Origin of the sequence: Actinoplanes campanulatus (genome assembly GCF_014647795.1) — a bacterium.
GTDB lineage: Bacteria > Actinomycetota > Actinomycetes > Mycobacteriales > Micromonosporaceae > Actinoplanes > Actinoplanes campanulatus.
Genome location: NZ_BMPW01000005.1, coordinates 1 through 16,507, shown reverse-complemented (window position 1 = coordinate 16,507; position 16,507 = coordinate 1). Strand labels below are relative to the sequence as shown.

Here is a 16,507-nt window from a genome sequence, read left to right as displayed (position 1 = left end):
CTTTGCCTCCTATCTCAAAATCAAGTTCACATATGCGTACGGCTAAAGCTCTTGTTTCATGGATATGGATAGGGTTCTTGACTGAGTATCCATCAGCGTCTTAGGTTCAGCCCACTCATGGCGGTGGCCGTCCTCCCCGCCATATCTGCCGAACCTCAAGGGGATCCACATGAAAGTGCCCCGCTCCCGATTGTTCGCCATGCTCCTCACCCTGCTTCTGGTCACCGGCTCGATGTCCCCGATGCCGGCCAGGGCCGCTGCCGTCGACGATGGACGGCTCAACGTTCTGCTGTTCTACAAGCCCAACTTCCACGCCTCGAACGTGCAGGCCCGCCAGGCCGTCCGTGACCTGGCCAACCAGCTCGGCACCCAGTACGGCCAGCCGGTCGAGATCCAGGAGACCGACGACCCGGCCGCGTTCACCACGTCCAACCTGGCCGCCCGCGACACCGTGGTCTTCGCGCAGACCGGTGGGGTGCTGTTCAACGCGGCGCAGCGGTCCGCGCTCGAGGCCTACATCCGTGGCGGCGGTGGCTTCATGGGCCTGCACTACACCGGCTGGTCGGTCGGTGAGAGCGAGCACGACGTCAACCCGTTCTACGCCCGGCTGGTCGGCGCGGTCTCCGAGGGGCACCCGGAGAACCCCGGCGTCCGGCCCGGCCGCGCCGTGGTGCGCGACGCCGCCCACCCGCTCACCCAGGGCGTGCCGGCCACGATCACCCGCAACGACGAGTGGTACGACTGGGTGGTCAACCCGGCCCCGAACGTGCGCACCCTGATCGAGGCCGACGAGGCGTCGTACGGGGGAGGCCACCAGGGCACCTCGCACCCGGTCACCTGGTGCCAGAGGATCGACTCCGGCCGGTCCTGGTACACCTCGATGGGCCACGAGGGCACCGCCTACTCCGAGGCGTACATGCTCGCCCAGATGAAGAACGGCCTCGCCTACGCGGCCGGGCTGCTCGCCGGGGACTGCTCCCCGCCGGTGAAGGACCGCGGCGGCGCCTGGAGCGGTGTCACACCGTGGCCGCTGGTGCCGATCAACATGTCGCTGACCTCCGACGGCAAGGTGCAGTCGTTCGGCAGCGTCGGCGGCTGGAGCAACGACACCACGCCGTACGACTGGGGCGGCAACGACTCGGTCACCCAGGGCGGCCAGATGGAGGTGGACATCTGGGATCCGGCCCAGCCCCGCAACCTGGCGAACCTGCGCGCCGGCATCCTCCCGAACACCACCTACACCGACCTGTTCTGCGCCATGCAGGTGCAGAACCCGCACGACCACTCCACGATGACGGTCGGCGGCGACGACGGCCTCGGTGGCAACAGCCCCAACGACGCCGCCATCGGTGTCACCAGCTACACCACCAACAACGGGCTCCAGAACAAGGCGCCGATGAACTACCCCCGGTGGTATCCGACCGGCACCACCATGCCCAACGGCGACATCGTCGTGCAGGGCGGCAGCCTCCGCGGCGGGACGGGCGGCCCCGGTGTGCACACCCCGGAGATCTACACCCCGCAGTCGGGCTCGGGCTGGAAGACCCTCGACGGCGCCCGGAGCCCGGCGGCCTACGGCGACGGCGGATCCGACCACGCCGGCGCCGACGAGAACCGCTGGTGGTACCCCCGCGCCTTCGTGGCACCGGGCAGCGGAACCCTGTTCACCATCAGCGGCACCCAGATGTTCGAGCTCAACCCGGCCGGCAACAACGGCACCGGACAGCTGGTGCTGCGCGGCACACTGCCCGCCGCCATCGCCAACCAGGGCGCCAACGGCAACCCGGTTGGCGCGACGTCCACCGCCACCATGTACCGCCCCGGCAAGATCCTCCAGGTCGGCGGCGGCTGGTGGGGCAACGGCGGCGGCCCGGACGGCGCCCGTGCCGGCTTCACCGTCGACATCACCGGAGGCACGGCCGGCCCCGTCGTCACCGCGACCAGGCCGATGAAGTACCAGCGCCACTGGGCGACCTCGACGGTCCTGCCCGACGGGGACGTGCTCGTGACCGGCGGCGGCCGGGAGAACAACGGCAACGGCGGCTACGTCACGAACGCCGAGATCTGGGACCCGGACACCGGCGACTGGACCGAGGTGGCCGTGCCGTACGAGCACGCCCGCCTCTACCACTCCGCGGCCCTGCTGCTGCCCGACGGCCGCGTGATGATGGGCGGTGGCGGCACTCCCGGCCCGCGCAACTACACGGACGTGGAGTACTACTCCCCGGCGTACCTGTTCAACGGCGACCAGCCCGCCCCGCGCCCGGTGATCAACACCGCGCCCGCCAAGATCGGCTACAACGGCGGCTTCACCGTCACCGCGTCCGGCACCGTCTCCCGGGTCACCCTGGTACGCAACGGGTCGGTGACGCACGGCTTCAACAACGACCAGAACTTCCAGGACCTGGCGTTCAGCCAGTCCGGTGGCACGGTCACCGTCACCGCGCCGGCCAACGGCACGTACGCGCCTCCCGGGTCGTACATGCTGTTCGTCTGGGACGCCAACGGCACCCCGTCGGTCGCCAAGATCCTCCAGATCGACCCCGCGGTGAAGCTGACCCAGCTCAACCCCCGGATCGTCGACCAGTTCGAATACCCGCGCCTGCCCGCCGAATGGCGCACCGCCAACCCGCCCGCCACCGTCGACGTCGCCCCGGGCAACATCCGGATGTCACCGTGGACGGTCGACAGCCAGGTCCAGCTGGTCCGCGGCACCGTCACCGGTCAGGGCGGCCTCGGGCTCACCGGCTACCAGCTCGGCCTGGGCAACGCGGGCAGCATCCGGCGCACCCTCACCGACCTGACACCGGGAACCACGTACCGGGTCTCGCTGCGCTACGCCCGCGACAGCAGATCGACCGGGACCGCGGCGGCGACGGCCGCACTGACCGTCGGCAACCTCAACGCCACCCTCACCGCCACGACGAGCCTGCCCTCGACCGCCGCCTACGGCACCTACTCGGGCACCTTCACGGCCGCGACGAGCACGCAGACGCTCACCCTGAAGGGCCCCGGAACCGGCGCCGGCCTCATGGTCGACGACCTGGTGGTCGTGGGCGACGACCCGCCACCGCCGACCTCCGGCATCCCGGTCCGCTACGAGTTCGAGGAGGGCCAGGGCGCCACCGCCGCCAACACCGGCACCAACGGTGGGGTGGGCGCCGCCGTCCTGACCGGGACCACCGGCTGGTCGGCCAACGGCGTCATCGGCAAGGCGGTCAACCTGCCCGGCGGCAGCACCGCCAACGCGGTGGACCTGCCGGACAACCTGCTCCAGGGCGCGGCGAACTTCTCGACCGGGTTCTGGGTGCGCCCGGACACGAAGGCCAACTGGACCGGCCTGTTCCACATCGGTGACGGCCTCGGCTCCGCCGGAAGCTACTTCCAGATCCAGATGCAGACCCAGGCGGGCGGGAGCACCGGGCTCGCGGCCACGTTCAAGGCCAAGACCGGCCCGGAGGAGCGGGTGTACGCCAGCCCGGCCCGGGACGTGACCGCCGGCCAGTGGAACCACGTGGCCTTCACCCGCCAGGGGCCGGTCGGCACGCTCTACCTCAACGGCGAGGCCATCGCGACCCGTACCGACCTGACGATCGACATGACCGCCATCGGCCCGACCGCCAACAACTGGCTGGGCCGCAACGGATACCCGGACGCCGCCTTCGACGGCCTGATCGATGACGTACGGGTGTACACGTCCACGTTGAGCACCGCCGACGTGGCCGCGATGTACAACGAGGGCGTCCCGGTGCGCTACACCTTCGACGAGGGCACGGGCACCTCCGCCGCCAACACGGGCACCAAGCCGGCGATCGGCGCGGCCACACTCCAGGGCACCACGGCCTGGAGCACGGCCGGCCGGACCGGCGGCGCGGTGTCGCTGCCGGGCGGCGCCGCGGCTTCGGGCAACCAGGTCCGGCTGCCCGACAACGTCGACGCCGGGCTCGACGAGCAGTTCAGCGTGTCGTTCTGGGCCCGCCCGGACGCGCTGCCGTCGTGGGTGCCGTTGGTGCAGATCGGCAGCAGCACGGACACGTTCTTCCTGTTGCAGTCGGCCACCAACGGCGGGACCACCGGGTTCGGGGCCACCTTCAAGGCGCCGGGGGTGGCCGCACAGGAGCGGCTGCTCCTAGGAGCGGGCCGGGACCTGCCGCTCAACCAGTGGACGCACGTGGTGTTCACCATGAGCGGCTCGACCGCACGGATCTACTTCAACGGCACGCTCCAGGCGATCCGGAGCGATTTCCCCATCAATCTCGGCGACGTGGGCGTGGGCGGCAACACCACGGCCAACTTCATCGGGGGTACGAGCTGGGGCGACGCCAGGTTCGACGGGCTGATCGACGACTTCCGGCTGTACGGCTACGAGCTCAGCGCCGAGCACGTGACCCAGCTGTACGCCGGCCGCCGATGAGCCGGTAGGCGACAGGACCGCGCAGGCCCCGGGGATCCGTCCGTCCCGGGGCCTGCGCCGGCCGTCGCCCGGCCGCCGGACAACGGCCGCTCGGCACCGTGCCGCGGGCGGTCATGAACCGCGTGAACAGGTGAGCGGGTGTTCCACCGTTTGGCGACCGCCTGAGACCGACCGTTCTCCCGGAAGCCGGGACCATCCGTCAGTGCCGTCCGGGAGGCCGATCCGATTTCCGTTTAACCCGCATATGTTCGTTTCTCCCTGCTGCTTCCGTGTTTGAGGTGTTCATGCTGCGCCCGTCCCGGTCCGTCCTTCTGGCGACCACCGCGTCACTGACCATTGGCCTGCTCGCCGCACCCGGTGCCGCGTACGCGACGGACACGACCACGAGCCTGTCCAAGGAACAGATGGTCGCCGAGCTCAAGACCGTCGCCGACGCGTCGACCGTCGCGGCCGAGAAGGGCTGGAAGGCGAACATCGTCTTCACCGACTGGGCGACCGATGTGGCCGCCACCGGCTGGAAGGCCGATGTGGCCGACGCCGGCCGGAAAGCCGCAGTAACCGCCACCAGCGGGAAAGCCACAGCAGCCGGCAGCGTCGAGGCCGCGGCGACCGGCGCCGGCGAGGTGTCCATGTCGATGTTCTACGTCGTCGACCCGGTACACGGGCGAACACTCCAGCGCTACCGCTACGGCACCATGACCGGAGGGGGCTACTCGGTCGAGGGCACGGGCAGGTACGACGCCCTCAACGACCCCACCTCACGGTCGGCGCTGAAGATGATGCGCCGCCCGCAGGTGCGCTACGTGTTCACCGCGGATCCGTCGCTCGACTTCGACGAAGCCGTTCCGGCGCCGACGGCCGTTCTCACCGAGGACATCCAGGCCGGCACGAAGACCGTCCACGGTGACGGGTCCGCCGACTACACCTTCCGCCCCGAGGCCGACACGAACATCACCCTGCGGGTCAACTCGGTCGGCACCCTGGCCAGCGCGCGGGCCGGCCTCGAGGAATCCGCCGTGACCCTCACCTACGCGTACGCCCCGCAGCAGGTGACCCTGCCATCCCGCTCGGCCACGATCAACTGGGCCGAGTTGGCGAAGGGGCAGGCATACCTCGACATGCGGACATTCGTGGCCTCGGCCGCGAACCAGGGCGCGGCGGAAACCCTCCGGACCGCGGCCGGCCGCACCGTCAAGGTGACCTCGCTGCGCAAGCACGTCCGTCAGGAAGCGGCCGTGTTCAACTCCTACGCGAGCACCAACATGATCAAAACCAAGGACATCCGCGGCGGCATACGAGCACACGCGACCAACCCCTGGACGCACAAGACCGTCTCCTACACGGTCAAGGCGTCCGGCAAGAAGATCACCGTCCGAGGCTGACCTAACCGCACACCTGGCAGGCAAGGGCCCGTCGACGGCGACGGGCCCTTCCCTGGTCACCGGGCCGCAGCCGCGGCATCAAGGTGCCCCGGTTCACGGGCGGCGGCTGATCGGAAACGCCTGACAGGCTACGGCCGCGGTCCATGCCTCGGCCCGCGCGCTCCGGGGTAGCGGTGGCATACACGGGCGCGGGGCGTTGGCCGTGGCGGTTCCCCAGCGGTTCACGGGAGGTTGAGGCCCGGGCCGAGCAGCGTTACCCCCGGGCGGGATGTCGCCGGCCAACCGGTGGCAGCAGCCGGGCCATCGTCGCCGCCCGCTGCTCAGCGAGGGGTACGAGGAGGCTGATCGCCTCGGTGACCGACTCCAATCAACGTCTTCTCCGAGACATGGCCTCAGAACACCTCCGGCAGCGGGTACAGAGCCAGCGGCACGTGATGCTGCCCGGCGTGGATGTCGCGGTCGCGCAGACTTCCCTGGGCCACCGGCCTCGGAAACGAGATCTTGACGACGTTCAGCTCGGGGATCCGGAAGATGCGGATGGTCTCCGCCGCTACACCGTAGAGCCGCGCGATCACCGGCGCGGACAGGTAGCCGGGGCCGGCGACCAGGTCGTACCCGGTGGAGTCGCGGATGAACAGCTCCATGGTGACCCAGAACGGTCCGGCGTTCTTCGAGCGGACCTCGAGCGCCAGGTCCGCGACGGTACGGGGCGTGCCGGTCTCAGGCATCGGTGTTCTCCAGGAGGTTGATGCGGAACAGGGCGGTGGGCGAGTCGACGTCGACGACATGGTTGAGGACGAACTCGTACGCCGCCCCGCGCTCGGTCTCCGCTGGGGAGAACGGGAAGGCGAGGCTGGGCAGGTAGTCCATGTCGGGAGTGGGAAGGTGCAGCATGAGCGGGTTGGCGATCTTCGCGATGGCCGTGGCCGTCTGCTGGTCCGCGGCGCTGACCAGGAGCATCACGCCGACCTCGCGGGGCGGGAGAGTGCCGGGGTCGATGGCCTCCAGCACGGCGTTGTATCCGTACAGGCGGATGTCGAAGGCGTAGTCGTCGGTGCTGAGCCCGAGTGTCTGGGTGACCCGGTCGGCGGTGACCCGGCGCAGCAGCTGCGCCCAGGTGGTGATCTGGCCGAGGATGTGGGGATCGCGGATGGCGGTGAACGACATGGTCTCGTAGCCGGTGATCCGGGCGCCCTCGAGCTTGTTCGTGTGCGGGCCGGGTTCGAACCGGGAGCCCTCCACGCGTACCCGCCGGTCGTCCAGGGCTCGGTAGGTGGCGTCGGCGACCATCAGGGTGCCGGCTGGTTCCCGCATCGAGAAAGGGTCTGCGGTCTCGTAGAGCATGTGGGCCGCGACCGAGGTGGGCGTGCAGGAGACGGCCGGGTCGAGCGGTTCGATGGTGAAGCCGGTGGCGTCGATGGTGGCGAAGACCCCGCTGGAGCGCGGGTCTGTGGTGCATTGCGCCCCGCACTCGACGATCTTGGCGGCGTGCCAGGCCGGGCCGGCGGGCAGGCCCGCCATGAGCGGCAGGGCCGCGGCGAGGGCGGTGTCGGTGGCGCGCCCGGCCAGCACCACGTCGGCCCCGGCCGCCAGCGCCTCGACGATCGGCTCGTGGCCCATCATCGCGACGATGTGGGTACAGCTTTCCAGTGTCGCGAGGTCGAGGTCGCCGTGCGGTGGCAGTGGGTGGATCCGGCCCTGGTCGAGGTGTTTCTTGAGGTCGGTGGCCTGCTGCTCGCTGTAGATGGTGGCCACCCGCAGGCCGAGGTTCTCCTCGGCGAGGATCTCGCGGGTCATCGCGGCGACCCAGTCGACGCCGGAATCGGTGCCGCTGGTGCCGCATGAGCCGATGATCAGGGGGATGCGCGCGGTGGCAGCGGCCCGCAGCAGCAGACGCAGGTCGCGGGACACCGCGGCGGCGGTGGTCTTGGCGGTGCCGGTGCCGAGATAGTAGGGGCCGGAGTCGGTCGATCCACCGTCCAGCGCGATGACGTCGGCGCCGAGGTCCAGCCCGCGCTCGATGATCTCGGGCGGGAATCCCGAGCCGAGCATGCCGGAGGGCACGAGTACGCGTACGGAATCGTGGGTCACAGGTTCCTCATTTCGCAGGTAGGAGCCGGTCATGCGGCGCGGCCGGCCCGGCGCTCGGAGAAGAGGCAGCCGCCGAGGAAGCCGGCGGTGCCGGCGTCGCTGGTGGTCATGCCGGTTCCTTTCGTTCGGTGAGCGAGTGGGCAGGACGGCCGTCGAGGGCGGCGACGAGTTCCCTGGCGCCTTCCATCCCGGCGGCCAGCCGGGCCTCGGCGGTCTGCCCGGCCATGTGCGAGTAGACCGCGATGCCGTCGATGCCGCGCAGGATGCTGTCGGCCGGCAGCGGCTCGACGTCCACGACGTCGAGGGCGGCGCCGGCCAGCCGACCGGATCGGACGGCCGCGGCGAGGGCGGTCTCGTCGACGATCGGCCCGCGCGCGGTGTTGATCAGGTGCGCGCCCGGCTTCATCCGGGCCAGTGCCGCAGCGTCGATGAGGTGGCGCGTGAGCGGGGTCAGCGCAGTGTGGACCGACACGAAGTCGGAGTCGCACAGCAGTGTGTCGAGCGCGACCCGGACGACCGGGGCGGGCAGGTCGCCGGTGCACAGCACTGTCATGCCGAACGCGGCGGCGAGCGGTGCGACGTGCTGAGCCACCGCGCCACGGCCGATCAGACCGAGGGTCTTGCCGCGCAGCTCGTGACCGTCCGTGCGGGGCCAGCTCCCGGCGGCGACCCCGGCAGCCATCGGTATCAGCGACCGTGCCTGAGCGAGTAGCAGTGCGATGGTGTACTCGGCCACCGCGTTGGCGTTGATCCCGGGCAGGTTGCTGACGCTGATCCCGAGCCGTTCGGCGGCCGCCACGTCGACGGAGTCGTACCCGACGCCCGTGCGTACGATCGCGCGCAGGCTCGGCACCTGGCGCAGCACCTGCTCGGACATCGGCTCGTTGGCGATCAGTGCCCCCTCGGCGCCGGCCAGGGCCGCGACCAGATGCTCCGGCCGGCGTGGTCCCCGCATGGGGTCGTGCCGGGTCGTGAAGCCGAGGCCGGTGAGGTAGGTGTCCACCTCGTCGCCGGGGGTGAGGTAGTCGGTGGTGATGAGGATGGTCGGCATCATTCGCTTTCGGTGAGGGTGACGGCCCGGTGCAGACGCTGCAGGCGTCCGAGGCGTACGACGACGAGGACGGCGATCATGGCGAGTACGGCGATGTAGAGCAGCATCGCGTCCCAGCCGACGAGGTCGACCACGGCGCCGACGAGGGCGGGTCCACCGAACCCGCCGAGGTACCAGGTGACCGCGTACAGGCCGGTGTAGGTGCCGAGCACCTGGCTGGACGGGGCCAGGTTCCACAGGGCCACCGCCGCGTTGACGGTGTAAGCGGCGGCGCCCGCGGAGGCCATGCAGAACGCGACGACCGTCCCGGTGGCGGTCTGTACGACGGCGCCCGCTATCAGTGCGACGGCGAAGACGGTCATGCCCACCGCGATGGTCCGCAGGCGCCCGAAGCGCTCGGCCAGTAGCGCGGCCGGATAGGCGGCCGCGACGTAGACGATGCCACTGGGCAGGGTGAGCCCGCCTGCCTCGCCGCGGCTCAGCCCCAGCGTCTCCATGCCGTACGGGGTGATCAGCGACCGCGAGGCGAACCACGCGCCGCCGAAGAGCAGGACGGTCAGCAACAGCAGGAGCCGCCGCCGGTCGTGGTCGGTGATCAGGCCGGTGACGATCTGCCGGAGCGGCACGCGCGCCGGGGAGGGACCGGCGGCCGCGTCCTCGGCCACCGCGGCCCGGTACGCGCTCGATCGGCTGTCGCGCACATTGGTGAGCAGCACCGCAGTGGCGGCCAGCATGATCACCGACGGGATGACGAAGGCGGCCCGGGGATGGTCATCGACCACCAGAAGGCTGATCAACGAGGCAACGATGATCGTCAGGGCAGTCGCGATCTTGACGGCGGCGTTCGTCCGGCCCCGCCGCTCGGGGGCGACGAAGTCCGGCACGAGCGACTCGGCCAGCGGCCGTGTGGTGTTGGCGATCAACGCGTAGCAGAACATCACCACGGCCAGCGTGAGCAGCGACGTCGCCCATGGCAGCAGCACGAAGATCACGGCGGCCAGCGGCATGCCGACCGCGAGGTACGGGATCCGCCGCCCCCACCGGGTCCGGGTGTTGTCCGACCGGTTCCCGATCCAGGGCTGGACGAAGATCCCCAACAGGTTGTCCATCCCCATCAGGGCGCCCACGAGGGCCGCGCTCGCCACGTGTTCGCGCAGCAGGGCAGGCACCTGATTGTCATAGAAGTTCCACGTCGACTCCTGTGCGAAGAGCGCCAGGGCGATGAAGAACGTGATGCGCCGGTCGGACACCCGTCCACCTCCTCGTGTCCGGCCACGGTATTTTGCTGTAGCAAACTCGTCAAGAGTTGCAAATTAGGTTGCTACATCATGCGCTAAGGTGTGTCGCATGACGACGACAGGGACGCTCGCCGACCAGGCGTACCGCAAGGTTCGCGCCGCGATCGCCGCCGGCGAGCTCGCGGCGGGAGAGAAGATCACCGAGCGCGGCATGGCCGAACGGCTCGCGATCAGCCCGACACCGGTCCGCGAAGCTCTGCGGCGGCTGGAACTCGACGGACTGATCGAACGGATCGGTCCGCGCACCGTGCTGGTCGCCGCCATCCGTGACGGCGCCATCGACGACCTCGCGGAGGTGGAGGTCGGCCTTCGCGGCCTCGTCGCCCGGTTCGCCGCCCGGCGTGCCACCGCCGCCCAGCTCGACGCCCTGGATGCCACCCTCGACCGTGCCGACGACCTGCTGATCCTGCTCAAGGAGCGGGGCGGGCAGGGCCGCCCGGTGGAGCGGCATCTCAGCGAGCTGTTCGACACCATGCAGCAGTTCAACGACATGGTCAGCGCCTGCGCGCACAACCCGGTGCTGATCCGGATGCTCGAACAGAGCCGCGTGTTCTCCCGCCCACGGCGCCGCGAGCTGCTGCTGCAACGGGTGGCGGACGACGAGACATTCGGCCTGGAGCGCTACACCAGCCATCGCGCTCTGGTCCGAGCGCTGCGCGCGGGCGATTCCGCAACCGCGGAGCGTATCGCCATCGAGGACTCGCAGGGCGGACTGGCGGCGCTGCGGGAGGCGCCGTGACCGCGCAGCGGATCGCCGTCATCCCCGGCGACGGCATCGGCAAGGAGGTCGTCCCGGCCGGCCTCGAGGCGCTGCGCGCGACCGCCGACAGGTTCGGGCTGAGCCTGGACTTCGATACCTTCGACTTCGCCAGCGCCGACTACTGGCAGAAGCACGGCACGATGCTCCCGCCCGACTGGGAACAGACACTACGGGCGTACGACAGCATCTACTTCGGTGCGGTCGGCTGGCCCTCGGTGGTGCCCGACCATGTGTCCCTGTGGGGCAGCCTCCTACAGTTCCGGCGCGTCTTCGACCAGTACGTGAACCTACGTCCCTGCCGGCTCATGCCCGGCGTCCGCAGCCCTCTCGCGGGCCGCGAGCCGGGCGACATCGACTTCGTCGTCGTCCGGGAGAACACCGAAGGTGAGTACTCCAGCGTGGGCGGGCGCGTCTTCGAGGGCACCGACCGCGAAACCGTGCTGCAGGAGACGGTCATGACCCGCATCGGCGTCGACCGTGTCCTGCGCTTCGCCTTCGAACAAGCGCGCCGGCGCCCGAAGCGGCATCTCACGTCGGCCACCAAGAGCAACGGAATCTCGATCACCATGCCGTACTGGGACGAACGGGTCGCCGCCATGGGCGAGCAGTTCCGCGATGTCAGGCTCGACAGGTTCCACATCGACGCCCTGACCGCCCAGTTCGTCCTGCATCCCGAATGGTTCGACGTGGTCGTCGCCAGCAACCTGTTCGGCGACATCCTCTCCGATCTCGGCCCGGCCTGCACCGGCACCCTCGGCATCGCTCCGAGCGCGAACATCAACCCCGAGCGCGACCACCCGAGCCTGTTCGAGCCTGTACACGGCTCCGCGCCGGACATCGCCGGCAAGGGCATCGCCAACCCGGTCGGCCAGATCTGGTGCGGCTCGATGATGCTGGAGCACCTCGGCCACCCCGAGGCGGCGGCTCACCTGCTCGGCGCGATCGAAGACGTCCTGGCGTACGGACCCGACCACGCGCCTCTGACCCCTGACCTGCACGGGACCGGGACGACGGCCGAGCTGGCGGACGCGATCGCCCAGCGGGTCCGCGAACGCTGAGCGCGCTCGATTCCCAGAGCGGTCCATTTTCGGGCCCCCGCTGGAAGTCCAGATTTGGCCACCGTTGACGACTCGGACCGCAGCGCCAGCCTCGGCGCGAGGACCGGAAAGCGGCGCAGCATGCAAAGGCCCCAAGCGACGAACTGTGCGCCACGTTGCTTGGCTGCTGTTCGGGTCGCAGTGGGTAGCAGCATTTGACGGGACCTCTGGACCGTAAGCCGGCGGCTGTCTGCCGTCGATGGGATACCCGGCGAACCAGTCGTGACAGAGGGAGTTCTGATGGCGTTGCGGATGACGGTCGGGCGCAAGCTGACGGCTTTGGCGGCTACCGGGTTGGTGTCCTCCTCGGTGATGGTCGGCATGACGTTCATCAACATGCGCACCGTCGACTCGGCCAGCGACCTGCGCCGGACGCTCAACGTCACCAACGCCTCGCTGATCGACCTGGACAAGTTGCAGACCGAGGCGACGCAGGCCGAGCGTGACGCCATCCTGGCCAACAGCCCGGAGACGAGGAAGCCGGTCGACGAGAGGTGGGCCGCCACCCAGCAGGAGATCGACGCCGAGTGGAACAAGATCGCCGGACTCGATCTGCCCGCCGAGGTGCGGACGGAGCTGGATGTTCTCCAGGCTGACTACACCGGCTTCATCGAGAGCATCGCGACCGAGTTCAAACACCTGAGCGACATTGATGTTCGCAACGCGAAGGACATGGCGTCCGCCCGGACCGCCCTTCGGGCGGCGGAGGAACAGGCCGCCGTGATCGAGGAGCGCATCGACGAGACGCGCGCCTTCGTCGATGGGAAGGTGCTCGAGGCGCGGGCGACCTCGGACGAGGCGAGTGACGACCTGAAGGTGCAGGCCCTGCTCAGCCTCGGGCTCGGTGTGATCGCGCTGACCGCGATCGCGGTGCTGATCACCCGGTCGATCACCGGGCCGCTGCGGCAGATGGTGGCCGCGCTGGACCGGGTGGCGAGCCGGGATCTGACCAGCACCGTCGACGTCAAGAGCCGTGACGAGATCGGTGACATGGCCGGCGGGCTGGTCCGGGCCGTCCAGGCGATGCGGGAGGCCGTCTCGACCATCGGGGAGACCTCGCGTGCGCTCACCGGCGCCGCCGAGCAGCTCGGCGCGGTCTCCGCCCAGCTGGGCGACAACGCCGACGAGACCTCCGCACAGGCCGGCGCGGTGTCGGTGGCCGCCGAGCAGGTGTCGACCAACGTGGACACCATGTCCGCCGCCACCGAGGAGATGACCGCCTCGATCCTGGAGATCTCCCGCAGCGCCTCGACCGCGGCCGAGGTCGCCACCGGAGCGGTGGACACCGCCCAGGAGGCGGCCGAGACGGTCCAGCGACTGGACGAGGCGAGCGCGGAGATCGGCTCCATCCTCATGGTGATCAAGACGATCGCCGAGCAGACCAACCTGCTCGCCCTCAACGCCACCATCGAGGCGGCCCGGGCCGGCGAGATGGGTAAGGGCTTCGCGGTGGTCGCCAGCGAGGTCAAGGACCTGGCGCAGGAGACCGCCCGCGCGACCGAGGACATCTCCCAGAAGACCACCGCGATCCAGGCCAGCACCGGGGAGGTCACCGAGGCGATCGGCCGGATCGCCGGCGTCGTGGAACAGGTCAACGAGCTGCAGACCACGATCGCCACGGCGGTCGAGGAGCAGTCGGCCACCGCGTCCGAGATCAGCCGCAACGTCGGGCAGGTCGCCGCAGGCTCCGCCGAGATCGCGCAGAACATCACCGGCGTCGCCACCACCGCCGGATCCACCTCGCAGGGCGCCGGTGCGACCCGCCAGTCGGCTGCCGAACTGTCCGGCATGGCCGGGCGCGTCGACGAATTGCTGCGTACCTTCACGTACTGAGCACGCCTCGGCGGGTAGCCGACCGCAGCCAGGCCGCCCACCAGCAGGGTCACAGTCCCGCTGGTGTGGTGGCCTGGCGCAGTGCCCATAGGCCATGCCTCGGATGAGGGCGGCAGCGGTAGGCGGAGAGATCGACAAGTGCAGCCGTGAAGCCCGTTAGCTCCTCCGCAGGACCGCCGCCGCGATTTTCGCCGCGATTGCTGTCCTCGCTGTGTGAGATGCGGGCGGCGCAGGTGCTCACCGCCGCCTAACCGGCTGCCTCCGCCTGATTCGCGAACGGGTGCCGGCGCCCGAATCGGTACGCCGTCACCCGTCGCGTATCAAGACCCTACTCACGGCCCCGGGTGAGAGTGTTCACCCGGGGCTTGGCGGTGCTGTCCCGGTCGTACGACGACGCTGTGACAGTTCAGGCGCCCATGATGGCGTCGATGATGGTCTGCTGGGTGACCGTCGCGGAGTTGCGGTCGAACAGGGCGAACCCGTACTGGCCGTTGTGGCCGTTGTCCCAGTAGGCGGTCGCCGCGCCGTACTTCTTGGCGGTGGCGACCAGGGTGCGCGCGTAGTCCGCCCGGTACCTGTTGTTGGTCGAGTCGAACGCCGTCTTGTCGATCGAGCCGTACTCGCCGACGAACACGGGATAGCCCTTCACCACGAAGGTGTCGTACATCTTCTTCAGCTGGGCGTCCATGAAGTCCTGCTGGCCCCACGTCGACTTCTTCGCCGCATCGGTGGCCGCCGGGCCCCACTGCGTGATGGTGCCGCTCTCGGTGCCGGTGAAGTCCCACGGGTCGTAGTAGTGCACGGAGATCATGATCCGCTGCTCGGCGCTGGGGATGGCGGCCGACCGGTACTGGTCGGTGGGAAGGGTGAAGCCGTAGTTGCCCGCGGTGTAGTCGATGTTGGTGTTCCAGCCCGGCACCAGCAGCCACCGCGACGTGTTGTTGCCGCCGGTCCTGCGGACGGTGTCCACGAAGGTCTGGTTGTAGGCGTTGATGTTGGAGTAGCAGGGCTGGGTCGGGTTGCCGTACTGCCCGTCGAAGTTCTCGTTCATCGACTCGAAGATCAGGCGGCCGCTGTAGCTCTGGAACTTCGTCGCCACCTGCTGCCAGACCTTCTGGTACTTCTCCTTGATCGTCGTCTGGGCGGACGAGTCACAGATGAGCCAGGCGCCGTTGATGCTCTTGTAGCCGTCGCCGTGCATGTTGATCAATACGTACAGTCCACGGTCATGGGCGAGGTTGACGACCTCCTGGATCCGGTTCAGCCAGGCGGAGTCGACGGTGTAGTTCGGTGCGGCCCCGATCTTGCCCAGGTAGGAGAGCGGGATGCGGATCGTCTTGAACCCCGCCGCCTTCACGCGGTCGATGAGGGCCGCCGTCACGACCGGGTTGCCCCAGGCCGTCTCGCTGGGGATCCCGTTGCTGTTGGCCTCCAGCTGGTTGCCGAGGTTCCAGCCCTTGCCCATGTCCGCGACGAGCTGCGCGGCGTTGCCGGTGATCGGCCCGGTGGACGGCGAGGTGGACGGCGAAGCGGACGGGGATGCCGACGGCGAGGTGGACGGCGACGTGGCCGGCGAGCTGCTCGGGGTGGTCACGCCTCCCGTGCAGGCCGTGCCGTTGAGGGTGAAGGCGCTGGGCACCGGATTGGTCCCGGTGAACGCGCCGTTGAAGCCGAACGACGTGGCGCCGTTGGTGGCGATGCTCCCGTTGTAGGACGCGTTGCGCACCGTCACCGCGGCTCCGGACTGGGTGAAGGACCCGTTCCACAGCTGCGTGACGGTCTGGCCCGCGCCGAAGGAGAACCCGAGGTTCCACTGCGTGATCGGGTCACCCAGGTTGGTGATCTTCACGTCGGCACCGAAGCCGCCCTGCCACTGGCTGGTCACCGTGTAGTCGACCTTGCAGCCGGCGGCGGCGCTCGCTTGCAGCGCCACCGCGACCGAACCGCCGACGGCGACCACGGCCATCGCGGCCGCGGACAGCACTTTTCGTGTTCGAGACATGGGGATGGTTCCTTCGGGGATATCGGGAGCGCTCCCATTGGGGGATGGCGACCGCTCCGCTGAGCGACGGGGATTACGCATACTATGCCTGACGAAGCGGGCAGAGCACTCACCGGCTTCGATTCCCCGCTCGCTCCGCCGGCCGTCAGTCGAGCGGGGGAAGCCCGAAGATCTCGGCCAGCCCGGTCACCTGGATGGCCTTGAGCACCGGCGGCGACGGGTTCACCAGGGTCACGGCGACACCGGCTCCGGCGGCGGCGTTACGGACGCTGACCAGGGCGCCCAGCGCGTACGAGTCGATCATCGTCACGTCGGAGACGTCGATCCGCAGGAGCCGGTACGTGGACGCCTGCGCGGCCGCCGTCAGGTCGTCGCGGACGTCGTCGGCGTACGCGAGGTCCAGTTCCCCGGATAGCGCGGCACGCAGGGTGACGCCGTCGTCGCTGGTCTCGTACGTGATCACAGTGCTGGCGGACATCCCACGACCGTAACGGTGATCGCGCCGGCGCGCCCGTTGGCCGGATTCGGTAAACCCGGCGTTCTCGTGGCCGATCCTCCGTGGCGAGTCGCTCGCCCCGG

11 protein-coding genes are annotated in these 16,507 nt (G+C 69.5%); 5 read left to right on the top strand and 6 right to left on the bottom strand.

Annotated elements, in window-relative coordinates:
• Positions 1 to 169 precede the first annotated feature (169 nt).
• On the top strand, positions 170 to 4,414 hold the full coding sequence (locus IEZ13_RS10790; protein WP_203833809.1) for a LamG-like jellyroll fold domain-containing protein: 4,245 nt from the start codon (positions 170 to 172) through the stop codon (positions 4,412 to 4,414).
• A 269-nt stretch (positions 4,415 to 4,683) separates the two neighbouring features.
• Positions 4,684 to 5,796: a hypothetical protein gene (locus tag IEZ13_RS10785; protein WP_183220844.1), complete on the top strand. Its 1,113-nt coding sequence runs from the start codon at positions 4,684 to 4,686 to the stop codon at positions 5,794 to 5,796.
• 392 nt (positions 5,797 to 6,188) lie between these two features.
• Here IEZ13_RS10785 and IEZ13_RS10780 read toward each other — a convergent pair whose 3' ends face one another.
• From IEZ13_RS10780 to IEZ13_RS10765, 4 genes are all read right to left on the bottom strand, one after another.
• Entirely contained in the window at positions 6,189 to 6,524 is a 336-nt protein-coding gene (locus tag IEZ13_RS10780; protein ID WP_183220842.1) for a DUF4387 domain-containing protein, read from the bottom strand.
• Complete coding sequence (locus IEZ13_RS10775; RefSeq protein WP_203833810.1) at positions 6,517 to 7,887, bottom strand: acyclic terpene utilization AtuA family protein; 1,371 nt, start codon at positions 7,885 to 7,887, stop codon at positions 6,517 to 6,519. The genes IEZ13_RS10780 and IEZ13_RS10775 overlap by 8 nt, the downstream gene beginning before the upstream one ends.
• A 106-nt stretch (positions 7,888 to 7,993) precedes the next feature.
• Complete coding sequence (locus tag IEZ13_RS10770; protein WP_203833811.1) at positions 7,994 to 8,941, bottom strand: NAD(P)-dependent oxidoreductase; 948 nt, start codon at positions 8,939 to 8,941, stop codon at positions 7,994 to 7,996.
• Positions 8,938 to 10,188, bottom strand: coding sequence for an MFS transporter (locus tag IEZ13_RS10765; protein ID WP_183220839.1), 1,251 nt, complete (start codon positions 10,186 to 10,188; stop codon positions 8,938 to 8,940). Before IEZ13_RS10765 ends, IEZ13_RS10770 begins: the two co-directional genes overlap by 4 nt.
• 97 nt (positions 10,189 to 10,285) lie before the next feature.
• Here IEZ13_RS10765 and IEZ13_RS10760 point away from each other — a divergent pair, with 97 nt between their 5' ends.
• The 3 genes from IEZ13_RS10760 to IEZ13_RS10750 all read left to right on the top strand — a co-directional run bounded on the left by IEZ13_RS10760 (position 10,286) and on the right by IEZ13_RS10750 (position 13,926).
• On the top strand, positions 10,286 to 10,975 hold the full coding sequence (locus tag IEZ13_RS10760; RefSeq protein ID WP_183220837.1) for a GntR family transcriptional regulator: 690 nt from the start codon (positions 10,286 to 10,288) through the stop codon (positions 10,973 to 10,975).
• Complete coding sequence (locus IEZ13_RS10755; RefSeq protein ID WP_183220835.1) at positions 10,972 to 12,054, top strand: tartrate dehydrogenase; 1,083 nt, start codon at positions 10,972 to 10,974, stop codon at positions 12,052 to 12,054. The genes IEZ13_RS10760 and IEZ13_RS10755 overlap by 4 nt, the downstream gene beginning before the upstream one ends.
• 279 nt (positions 12,055 to 12,333) lie before the next feature.
• On the top strand, positions 12,334 to 13,926 hold the full coding sequence (locus IEZ13_RS10750) for a methyl-accepting chemotaxis protein (RefSeq protein ID WP_183220833.1): 1,593 nt from the start codon (positions 12,334 to 12,336) through the stop codon (positions 13,924 to 13,926).
• A 406-nt stretch (positions 13,927 to 14,332) separates the two neighbouring features.
• On the opposite strand, the gene IEZ13_RS10745 is transcribed toward IEZ13_RS10750, so the two are convergent.
• Positions 14,333 to 15,928, bottom strand: coding sequence for a cellulase family glycosylhydrolase (locus IEZ13_RS10745; protein ID WP_229794613.1), 1,596 nt, complete (start codon positions 15,926 to 15,928; stop codon positions 14,333 to 14,335).
• Positions 15,929 to 16,073: 145 nt separating this feature from the next.
• Positions 16,074 to 16,406 carry an STAS domain-containing protein gene (locus IEZ13_RS10735; protein WP_183220831.1) on the bottom strand — a complete coding sequence of 111 codons (333 nt, stop codon included), beginning with the start codon at positions 16,404 to 16,406 and terminating at the stop codon, positions 16,074 to 16,076.
• Between the last annotated feature and the right edge of the window lie 101 nt (positions 16,407 to 16,507).

Excerpts from the sequence above, each read along its gene's own strand:
- IEZ13_RS10790 (WP_203833809.1), top strand. The coding sequence starts at position 170 with ATGAAAGTGCCCCGCTCCCGATTGTTCGCCATGCTCCTCACCCTGCTT.
- IEZ13_RS10780 (WP_183220842.1), bottom strand. The coding sequence starts at position 6,524 with ATGCCTGAGACCGGCACGCCCCGTACCGTCGCGGACCTGGCGCTCGAG.
- IEZ13_RS10770 (WP_203833811.1), bottom strand. The coding sequence starts at position 8,941 with ATGATGCCGACCATCCTCATCACCACCGACTACCTCACCCCCGGCGAC.
- IEZ13_RS10760 (WP_183220837.1), top strand. The coding sequence starts at position 10,286 with ATGACGACGACAGGGACGCTCGCCGACCAGGCGTACCGCAAGGTTCGC.
- IEZ13_RS10750 (WP_183220833.1), top strand. The coding sequence starts at position 12,334 with ATGGCGTTGCGGATGACGGTCGGGCGCAAGCTGACGGCTTTGGCGGCT.
- IEZ13_RS10745 (WP_229794613.1), bottom strand. The coding sequence starts at position 15,928 with ATGTCTCGAACACGAAAAGTGCTGTCCGCGGCCGCGATGGCCGTGGTC.
- IEZ13_RS10735 (WP_183220831.1), bottom strand. The coding sequence starts at position 16,406 with ATGTCCGCCAGCACTGTGATCACGTACGAGACCAGCGACGACGGCGTC.